General features: G+C 37.4%; 7 protein-coding genes and 3 pseudogenes. 4 read left to right on the top strand and 6 right to left on the bottom strand.

Annotated elements, in window-relative coordinates; translation table 11 throughout:
* Positions 1-209, top strand: a pseudogene (locus tag AB6E54_RS21345) (IS5/IS1182 family transposase); the annotation flags it as partial.
* Between the two features lie 410 nt (positions 210-619).
* On the opposite strand, the gene AB6E54_RS21340 reads toward AB6E54_RS21345, so the two are convergent.
* On the bottom strand, positions 620-883 hold the full coding sequence (locus AB6E54_RS21340; protein WP_229648108.1) for a hypothetical protein: 264 nt from the start codon (positions 881-883) through the stop codon (positions 620-622).
* Positions 884-1,091: 208 nt separating this feature from the next.
* Between AB6E54_RS21340 and AB6E54_RS21335 the strand changes: the two genes are divergently transcribed.
* Complete coding sequence (locus AB6E54_RS21335) at positions 1,092-1,274, top strand: transposase (protein WP_229648109.1); 183 nt, start codon at positions 1,092-1,094, stop codon at positions 1,272-1,274.
* 341 nt (positions 1,275-1,615) lie between these two features.
* A pseudogene (locus tag AB6E54_RS21330) lies at positions 1,616-1,746 on the top strand (IS630 family transposase); the annotation flags it as partial.
* A gap of 178 nt (positions 1,747-1,924) precedes the next feature.
* On the opposite strand, the gene AB6E54_RS21325 reads toward AB6E54_RS21330, so the two are convergent.
* Both AB6E54_RS21325 and AB6E54_RS21320 read right to left on the bottom strand, forming a co-directional pair.
* Positions 1,925-2,659, bottom strand: coding sequence for a hypothetical protein (locus AB6E54_RS21325; protein ID WP_132968965.1), 735 nt, complete (start codon positions 2,657-2,659; stop codon positions 1,925-1,927).
* A 406-nt stretch (positions 2,660-3,065) separates the two neighbouring features.
* A complete protein-coding gene (locus tag AB6E54_RS21320) occupies positions 3,066-5,120 on the bottom strand; it encodes a hypothetical protein (protein WP_371729309.1) in 2,055 nt (684 codons plus the stop codon).
* 401 nt (positions 5,121-5,521) lie between these two features.
* Here AB6E54_RS21320 and AB6E54_RS21315 point away from each other — a divergent pair.
* A pseudogene (locus AB6E54_RS21315) lies at positions 5,522-5,696 on the top strand (IS3 family transposase); the annotation flags it as partial.
* 119 nt (positions 5,697-5,815) lie between these two features.
* Here AB6E54_RS21315 and AB6E54_RS21310 read toward each other — a convergent pair.
* From AB6E54_RS21310 to AB6E54_RS21300, 3 genes are read right to left on the bottom strand one after another with little or no spacing between them, the layout of a single operon-like run.
* Entirely contained in the window at positions 5,816-6,451 is a 636-nt protein-coding gene (locus AB6E54_RS21310) for a LysE family translocator (protein ID WP_229648111.1), read from the bottom strand.
* 11 nt (positions 6,452-6,462) lie between these two features.
* Positions 6,463-6,867, bottom strand: coding sequence for a GNAT family N-acetyltransferase (locus tag AB6E54_RS21305; RefSeq protein ID WP_229648112.1), 405 nt, complete (start codon positions 6,865-6,867; stop codon positions 6,463-6,465).
* A 2-nt stretch (positions 6,868-6,869) separates the two neighbouring features.
* Positions 6,870-9,695, bottom strand: a complete 2,826-nt coding sequence (locus tag AB6E54_RS21300) for an AMP-binding protein (RefSeq protein WP_229648113.1) — start codon at positions 9,693-9,695, stop codon at positions 6,870-6,872.
* Positions 9,696-9,697 lie beyond the last annotated feature (2 nt).

Below are 9,697 nucleotides of genomic sequence, written 5' to 3'. Positions count from 1 at the left end.
TATACGGCTCAAATAAGTATTGGAAAGAGCGGTATGGATACCACAGACGTTCACTCTCAGAAACAGCGATGTATCGAGTTAAACAGTTACTAGGAGGACGATTGAGCTTAAGAAATTACAATGCGCAGGTGGGTGAGACTTACGCGATGATAAAAGCGTTGAACAAGCTTACTGGGTTAGGTATGCCTAAAGCTTGTCGTATTAACTAAGAAACACACGAAACGAAGTAGCTCTATCTCTAAATTTAATTACGCAACAAAGCCTATCCTCGCCCTAAAAGCGGGCGAGGATTTACGGAGAAATTGCTAACTGGAAATTGAGAACCTCAAAATTATCCTATAAAATTTATTCCTAACGAAGCCGCAAATTCCACCTGCTTCCAGCTCGATCTAAATCACGATCATTTTTAATCCGACCTAGGCGACTTGCCCCTCCCTCCTCTCCTCGACCACCTACAACCATAGCTAACATTTCTAATTCTTCTTGCGATAATAAAGGATGATTGTCAAATATAACTCGTTTCATTATTAAACCCCTAATTTTATTACTAATAATCTTAAAATTAAACAAAAGAAATTAATTTTAAATTATGATTACATTTAAAAAATTAATTAATAAGTTAATAAGTTAATAAGTTAATGTAAATTATATTAAAAAAAGAATAACCTTGAATTCTAATTTCAGCACCGAGCCTACTGCATAAATACAACGTTGCTAATCTTCTTTGAAAATAACGTCTAACGCCCAGGACTCTGGCTCTCAATGTGCCAAAGTTTTCTTGTCGCTCTTGAGCGGCTTTGTTGAAGCGCTCATTTAATCGCCAATTTTTGAGTTGAGAGCCTTTTCCTATATTCTTATCATACCTTGATGTATTCACTCTCATAATCATACCTTACAAACACAATCAATCCAGGCGTCAACACTTCAAAAAAACACACCTACCGACAAACCAATTATATTGCGTGACCGAGGGCGGATTGATATCTGATTATCAGGCGACATTATGGATAATTGGCAGAGTGAGCAACGCACTTATGATGGAACAGGCTCATCCCCAATACCCTGATAGCACAATAAGAGCGTGACATTATTTGAGACTGGTCTTCAAACAGCCCCTACGCCAACTTCAAGGTCTCATCGATAATCTATTAAAAAGAATGGGGGACGCAGATCTAGCCTGTCCAGACTATACCTCTCCTTCTAAGCGCTTATCTCAACTAGGTCTTAAGAAGCCCGCATTCAAATCCACATATAAACCGAATGAGGGGCCGTAGGGGCACTGTGTGAAAAAATTGATATAGATGCAGACCATGTTTCAGCGGATAAAATGGACGATACCGATGACGTCTAGGACGCATTATCGAGCAAATTTCCTGAAGCCGATATAATCATTCCTCCCAAAGATAATCTGCTTGCTGTCGACGCTCGCAATCCTAAAAGGATGAGAAATTTAGTGGCGTATCTGCATTAGGTCCCCAATTACACAGTAGAGACTTTGAAAACAACAACAGGAAATGATGCTAGCGGCATGATTTACACAGCTTGGTATGCCCGACAGCTACCGAGTCGCTTAATGATGTCAAAAGACAAAGTGGGTTGAGTACTGCAACAAAGCCACGAGAAGTCGAGAAACAACGTTTACTTCAAAACTAAACGAGACTTCAAGGCGGCGATAGACCAATTTTTTCTGTGACTCTTCCAGAGATCGCAGGCTCTTTGGCATCTCAGATTAATGATAATTTTTAGGTACTCAAACCTGCACCTTCAAGTTGATTCAATATATATGTGCTATGGGTGGGCTTTATTCTGTCATAAAAATCCAATTTTAATGCGAGTTATCTATATATTTCTGCTGCTTGCTTTGACATCATAATTATCTCTTTCAGTTTGGCTTTAGCGACCTCTTGCGCCATGTAATGCCTAACTAAAAGCAGTTAGGTGTTGAAAAACCCATCCTTCGATAATTAGTCTCAAGAACATCCGAGATCATAAAAGCAGTAACCTTCTTTATTTCACCTCCGCCTTTCTTTAAATCTCGAATTATCTCCCTACCATTTTCAACACTCGCTCTTTTAACCGCTCCCGGTCTATTAAGCCTAGTGTTAACAATGTTATCGGGGTCTGACATCACTTGAGATATGCTTCTTTTTTCTAATGCAGTCCAATCCTTAACCTCACTAATCACTACATTTTCACCTTTATATGAAGTTGAAAAGTATAATTTATTAGAATCTATTACATCTGAGCCCAAGGTATCAGAGGCACTTTCTAAAAAATCGTCATTGAACTGCAAAGCCTCTGTTACGCTACTTTTAGTACTTTCATTTGGAAATGGTATTTTACCTTCCTCAATATCAGCCAAAATATTTTTGTTCTTTTCAAGCATACTTTTTACATTCTCATATAGCTTTTTCCTAGCTTCTGAATGTTCCAAGGGTTTATCTAAAACTAACTTTTCAGTAGAGAAACCGACTTTTGAAAGCCTTGCCTCCCCATTTTGAATTATTATTTTCGGCCTGATCGAGTCTAATTCACTTGGATTTATTTTAGTTACATCAATTTCAAGACTCCCAGACATCGAGCTAAATGAAATTGCAGAGAGTAGCAATATCAAAAATGTATTTATAAGATATTTAATTTTATATTTTCTTCCCATCATGATTCACCTCTTCAAGGAGTAATTGGTCTATGGTAATCCGGGGAAAGGAGAAGCCAACCCATTGTAATTCCCCTCAATAACATCAGAAACTACAAAAGCGGATATTCACCTAACGTTCGGATTATTTGACTTAAAATCTCTCACCACACTTCTATCTGTTTAGCACTGCACCTTTAAGAACCACATTAGTATTTACAATGTTGTCTGGATAACATGACGCAAGAGAAATACGCTTGCTCTTAACCTTAGGTCGCTCGAACGTTAGACATCAAAATGGATTATCCTTTGATTTAATTAAACTAGTGCCTCTTCCTATAGTCTTGATTTTTAGTTAATCAACTCAAAAAAATCATTTTTAAAACTTTATCTAAGATACTTTTTCCCTGCTCCCATCACAATATTCGACCTAATTGGCGTGATGCAGGCGCATGGGTGGTCCTGTTTGAGAAACAGGAACCCATAAATTGATAGTGTCATCAAGGTACCTAATTATTTTATTATTATCTTCATCTAAAAAAGGAGTTGAGTTAAACGCTAGCCAATCAAAGTTTCCGCTTGAATATTTATGTACTTCTTGAGAAGAGTAATTTACGAGTTTACTGTTTTTATTTAGCGCAACCAGGTCGTCACGTAAATCGCTCAAGATTACAGCAGCGGCTTCATTTTCCCAATCACTTAACTTTTGTAGCTTCTTCACGTAATTATCGATTAATGCGCCCACAACGTTAAAGTAACTATTTTGAATAGAGCTAGTCATTTGAGCATAATCAATGAATCGTAATGATGTCTCATAGTTATCACCACCTTGTAGACTCATTAATGAAACAGCATCATTTAATGCAACATCTACCTTTTTCTTTAGGCTTCCATCAGCCACATGTTTATCGATTTTCTCAATAAGCGAATTTAATTTTTCTTGACTGATTGGCTTTAATGAAATTTCTGATTTATCTACTAATTTAGTATTAACCAGGTCTTTAGCTGCATGATAAGAACTCATAATTTTGTTTTTAAGGGTGGAATGTTCCTCTCCAATTTTCGAATATGCATCATTAATTAATTTTGTAAACTTGGTCTCATCAGTCACATCGACGCCTTGGCTAATTAGTGACTTTGTTATGGCAAAAATAAATGGAGCAACATCAATTTTGGATTTAATATCATTCATGACAGAGCCTTGAATTATTGAGCTTTCAATTGGCATAAATATCGATATAAAAATAAGAAAACCTTCTTCAATCTTTACCTCTGAATAATCAAGGTTTTTCAAAATATGATGCCCAAAATATAACCAAGAATAGTATTTTTTTAGAACATCATTATATGGGGCTATCATTGATTCCTGAAGACTATGGATAAATTTTGTATCTGTAAGCATATCTTTGAATTCAACAACAAGATGATCGCTATTGTCATATATTACATCTACTGTCCTCTCTAAAACTGGGAAAAATACATCATTCAACCAACGCATATTTGGTATTGCAACATTTTTTATCGATTTTGAAAATCGGATGCTGTTTGTGCCTTCATATGATGGATGGAAATTTGCATTATTTAATGGGACATGTCCGAAACTGCTTATGTATTTCTTCCCTGTCAATGAGGTTGAATACCAGTATTTTAAATTTTCCTTTAATCCGATTAGGTGGCTAATAGTTACTGGTAATTCACTTGAAACGAATTGCGTGGTTATTGGGGTGGATACTGTGTTATCTTTGAAATATTTATCTACTCTATTAGAGTAATTATCATTAATCAATCTATATGCTAATTTGTGGAAACTGTTTTTATATAATTCAACTGTTAATTCTCCAAAATGTTTATATTCATAATTATAAATCTCATCATTATCACCTCGGATTATTTTTTTAAGCTTTAGTAGTGATGCGTCTGTTTTATCAATTGCTTTTGAGTAGACACCCATCAAAGTGCGATCGGACTCTTCCATCTTGTTGATGACCCCAGCCATTTTTATATCACCATAAATTGCAATCCCTTCAGCGATGAGAACACCTATAACTGGGTTTATAGCTTCCGCAATTGACTCGGAGAAAATTGAGCCGATAACTTCCCCTGCAATTTCCGGGGCTATGTAGGAGCCCAAAAGAACGGCACCACCAGTGATTTCATCAGCATTTTTATTTTCTATGCCGTCAAGCAATTCTAATCCACCACTTACAACGCCAATAGCTCCACCAATTTTCTCTGCCAACTCCATTGCTCCGGTTTCAAATTCTGGTATAACCTCACCAATTTCTTCATTAGTAATCTTTTGGCCAATGGGAGTTTCTTTTTCTGATATCGGTGAGATGTCCTCTTGAAAATCATCAACCTCTTTTTCAAGAGTTGTAGTTTTACATGCTTCCCCCTCATCCAAAATAAAATAGAAAGAGTTAGCACTATTGGCAAATAATACCGCTCCGATTGATAGTCCAATAGTGCTTATTTTAAACTTCATTGTCCATTCCCCCGCCTAAAATATGATTTTTTGAAAATTTTGATGGAATTAAAAAATTGGTAAAACTGACAATAGACTATTTCAATCAATCAATAAGAACATTTAAATAATTTATGTTTTATTTATATTGAAAAATTATCATCTTTACTAATTCAAGGAAAAAGCATGAGCCACACCAAGAGTTTTTGACTCTGAGTTAAGTGAGAAAGAGCTTGCGGTTGAAAATGCAGCTAGAACAATATTAGTCAAAAACAAGATTATATGTAGTAAAGCGGAAAGGGCTTTCAATAAAGGAAATACAAAGGTGTTTGAAACATTATATAGTTCGTTAACTTTACCCAATTACATTCAAAGACCTTTCAGTTATGACGTAAGTGTTGATATAGGGGCGTCAACGCCAGTTTTTCCACTTAATGAAAATAGAACGTCCAATACGAGCCGATAATGACGAGAGAAGATCTGCGCCAAGCACTCTTCGAATACATCGAGGTTAATTATTACCGAACAAGAAGGCACAGTGCACTTGAATATCTAAGTCCAGTAATTTCTTGTCACTTAGCAAACCAGTCAGTCTGACAAGTGTAGAGCACCCTTATCAAATAGGAAAACACTTATTCATATGAAGGTAAGACAACTTTTCCCTCACCAAATTTTTGTGAAAGAAAAGACTCTACAAACAGTTACGCTTCCCCAATTTATAGACTCGTCGAAAAAAGATAGATAAGGTAAAGGCTCATTAAAACAAAGAAAAATCCTGCAATTTTATTGCCCCACTGTTCAATGTATCTTGACACTATATGTGCCCGCATCCAGTAACCAATGACAGCATACATCGAAAGCACTAGTGCCGTCGAAATACCGACAATCCCCAAACAGATCATATAATCACTGATATTACTATTCGTAAGGTCAACAAAACTAGGTAAGATAGAAGCATAAAAAAGGATAGTTTTTGGGTTCCCCATAGCTATAGATAGCCCGGCAAAAAATTCCTTTGTTGAGAAATCAGACGTTGAGATATCGGTTTCACTTAAATGAGGAGAAGCCGCAATAATTAGACTATAGCCTATCCACCCTAAGTATATGGCACTAACAAATTGTACGAAGTGATAGATTCCTTGGACGCCGTTCTGAGCAAGTGCCGTATTGATGCTAAAATATGCAATGCTAAAAAATAACATAGCACCTATGACAATTCCTAAGGTCGTTATTAAACCCGACTTAAGCCCGACCCCCATACTTTGAATCATCACTAGCAACACACTTGGACCAGGTACTATTGATAGTAGCGTAATTGAAGCTGTAAATAATAAGATTGTGGTAATGTCCATGCCATTGCCTTTTAATGGTCTGTGCCTACGTAAACCCACATAGGTTTAATATCTGCAACATGAAAGCCAAACTTCTCGTAGAATCTAAATGCTTGATTATCACCAAGTAAAACTTTTTGATGGAAGTGTTGGTATTTTTTCATGGTCTTGCTCATCAATTCACTGGCAATACCTTTCGATTGATACTCTGGAAGTACTAACAAATGGCTCACGTACACAACTAAATAGCCATCGGAAATAGTTTTTACTAGACCGACCAAGCGTCCTTCTGAGTAGGCGCAGTACAGTGTGTGAGCCCCATTAAGGGCGAGCATAAGTTCATCAAGTTTATGTGCCGAACTCCAACCTACAGATTGATAAAGTTCAAAGACATCCTGACGTTCAGGAAGAGTATTACAGGTGTATTCAATTATCATTATCAGATTTCCTTTAAGTTTCGATGTAAATAATCATTATCAATAAGTGGCCAATAATGCGCTGATTTTCTCGGTTCTAAGTGCTCACTAGATTTATCGAACAGGTGCCACTGTTCGTTTTCGTTGGCACTCATCAACGCATCAAGAATCAAAATATCGTGTTTCTCCAAGGTTGAAACCGATGATTTTGTGATTATCTGATCAATAATATTTTGGGGTTCTTTGTATTGTATAGAAACCTGACTTGGAAGAAGGCTCTCAAGCAGATACCTAAAATCGACTTTTTTACTAGGATAAAGAGCCAATATTTGGGGGGGATAAGAAATCTCTAATTTAGAATTAAAGATTGAGACTATCGCCGAGCAAGCTACATCGATTGGCGTATAAGATACATTACCATGGTTGATAACAAGTTGGTTTAGCGACTTAAAGACACGTAAAGAGGAAACTAATAAAGAATTGCTATTCGGCACTTTATATTTGTCTGATGGCATCAATTCCCCTACTCTCGAAATCGATACTTCTATATTAAACTTAGTGAGTTCTGTGACTCGCTTTTCTCCTTCAAACTTAGTCTGGGCGTACCCACTCACTTCAGCGCTCGAATTATTGTTTATCAATTTTTCAACAGCCAGACTCGACACGTAGTGAAATTTACGTGCGTTTGCACGAAGAGCAAATTTGCATACTTCTGTTACACCTTCTGCGTTAGTTAAACGTAATGCTTCTGAGCTCTTGTTTAAGTTAACGACTGCCGCCGTATGAAGAATATGAGAAGTATGAAGAGCCAACTGATCATACCTTTCCGAAGATAATCCCATCTTATCTTGCGTGATATCACCAGCTACGACTGTTACACGCTTCCAATCAATTTGATTCTCAATTTTGTACTGTTTTGCACAATCAATTAACCTTAACTTTGCGTTTTCGTCAGAACTTGCTCTCACCAAACAAGTTGCTTTATGACTACTCTCTACGAGCAATTCACATAATAAATGAACCCCGAAATAACCACTTGCTCCAGAAATAAAAACGGATTCAGTAAATGATAGGTGACTAACTGGTCCTGAATACATTTCAATATTGGTCCTGAATTCTTTAGTCGAGCTACTGGTAACCGAAGATTCCAATTCACTAATCGTTAATATACTGGCTATGTCTTTAGATGAGATCCTTTTCCCTAGCTGTTTTTCAATATCTATGGCTATGCAGAGCAGATTGATTGAATCAATCCCTAGTTCCTCAAAACTCTTTTCTGGCGCGATGTCAGAAGAGACACAATAGTTGGACAGAATATTAACAAGTTCGGGGATAAGGCTGCACTCTGCTTCAGTGTCCTTGAAAAGCTTCAGAAGACTGGCTCTCTCGATCTTTCCGTTGTTGTTTCTTGGAAAATCATCTACTTTTACTATTCTTTGGGGTATGAACTCCGAAGGTAAACTTTCAGACAACGTTTGGCGTACATCTTTTTCATCTACGGCCGAACTCCCAGTTACCACCGCCAAAATTTGTTTAGAGTTAGCATTTTCATCTACGGCGACTTTAGCGCATGAAATGCTTGGAATAGCCTCGAGCGCCATTTCAATTTCTGTCAACTCAAGACGAACTCCATTCAATTGGACCTGGCTATCTTCTCTCCCATGGAAAAATAAGACCCCATTCTCAAGGCTTCCTATATCACCCGTTAGATAACAGGGTTCATAATCGCCTGAACTACGCCTAATACTTCTAAACTTGAGAGTTGTTAATTCTGGAAGACCAAGATAACCGAGCCCTAAACCAACACCTAACACAGCAATTTGTCCCAAGACACCTGGTTTATTTATTTCGTTGAGTTGGTCGTCCAGCACTACATAACTAGTGTTGGCTATAGGAAGACCCAGTGGAACACTATTCTCCTCGTTCCCGTTAAAGTGATGAAACACGAAGCCAATGGAAGCTTCTGTTGGTCCATATGTATTAGTGACTTGGATCCATGGACACAATAACCTAATAGTTTTTATCAACTTGAGAGATACCTCTTCTCCCCCAACAAGAATATTCCTAAAAGACTTAAAGTAGTCACTCCCTCTGGCCCTAGAAGCCATATACTGTAGATAAACCCCTAAAACAGAAGGGACAAAGTCTGCCATTACAATCTGCTCTTCCCTGATAGTATCCAATGTTGCTTGTATATCAAGAATCCCTTCTCGCATTGGAATAACTACTTTGCCACCAGTCGTTAACGGCCACAACAATTGCCAAAGTGATGAATCAAAAGTATGTTTGCTATTTTGTAAAACTGCATCACCCAGCTCAAGTTGAAAAGCTTTGGACATGACGTCAAACCGGTTGGCTAACCCTGCATGCTGATTTAGGCAGCACTTTGGCTCGCCAGTGGTTCCTGATGTAAAAAAACCATACGAGATAGCTCCAGGTTCAGGTAATTCAAACGTAATATTCTGGGTTGGCAAATTTACAGTATGGTCGTAATATATACTCGTCTGACAGGCATATTGCTTGGTAGTAGCTATAACTATCTCGGAATCAATAGTCTTTAACATTTTGGCCATTCTGGCCTTCGGGGTATCTACATCTAAGGGAACAAAAGCACCACCGGTCATCCAAACCGCCAACAATGAAATAACATAGTCAATTCCCCCTTGTGAAATAATAGGCACAATAGTTCTTGGGGAAAGACCAGCTTCTAGTAACTCACTTGACAATTCCTGAGCATGGCATATTAAATCAACGTAACGTATGCTTTTACTACCTTGTTTAATCGCTACAGCATCAGGGGAGAGTTGAGATTGATGTAGTATTTTTTTTAATACAATATTAGATGACATAA

Origin of the sequence: Vibrio sp. 10N.247.311.49, from assembly GCF_041467655.1 — a bacterium.
Taxonomy (GTDB): Bacteria; Pseudomonadota; Gammaproteobacteria; order Enterobacterales; family Vibrionaceae; genus Vibrio; species Vibrio crassostreae_C.
Note: the sequence above shows the minus strand (reverse complement) of the source record. Positions and strands in the feature narration are given on the sequence as shown.

Excerpts from the sequence above, each read along its gene's own strand:
- AB6E54_RS21340 (WP_229648108.1), bottom strand. The coding sequence starts at position 883 with ATGAGAGTGAATACATCAAGGTATGATAAGAATATAGGAAAAGGCTCT.
- AB6E54_RS21325 (WP_132968965.1), bottom strand. The coding sequence starts at position 2,659 with ATGATGGGAAGAAAATATAAAATTAAATATCTTATAAATACATTTTTG.
- AB6E54_RS21320 (WP_371729309.1), bottom strand. The coding sequence starts at position 5,120 with ATGAAGTTTAAAATAAGCACTATTGGACTATCAATCGGAGCGGTATTA.
- AB6E54_RS21310 (WP_229648111.1), bottom strand. The coding sequence starts at position 6,451 with ATGGACATTACCACAATCTTATTATTTACAGCTTCAATTACGCTACTA.
- AB6E54_RS21305 (WP_229648112.1), bottom strand. The coding sequence starts at position 6,867 with ATGATAATTGAATACACCTGTAATACTCTTCCTGAACGTCAGGATGTC.
- AB6E54_RS21300 (WP_229648113.1), bottom strand. The coding sequence starts at position 9,695 with ATGTCATCTAATATTGTATTAAAAAAAATACTACATCAATCTCAACTC.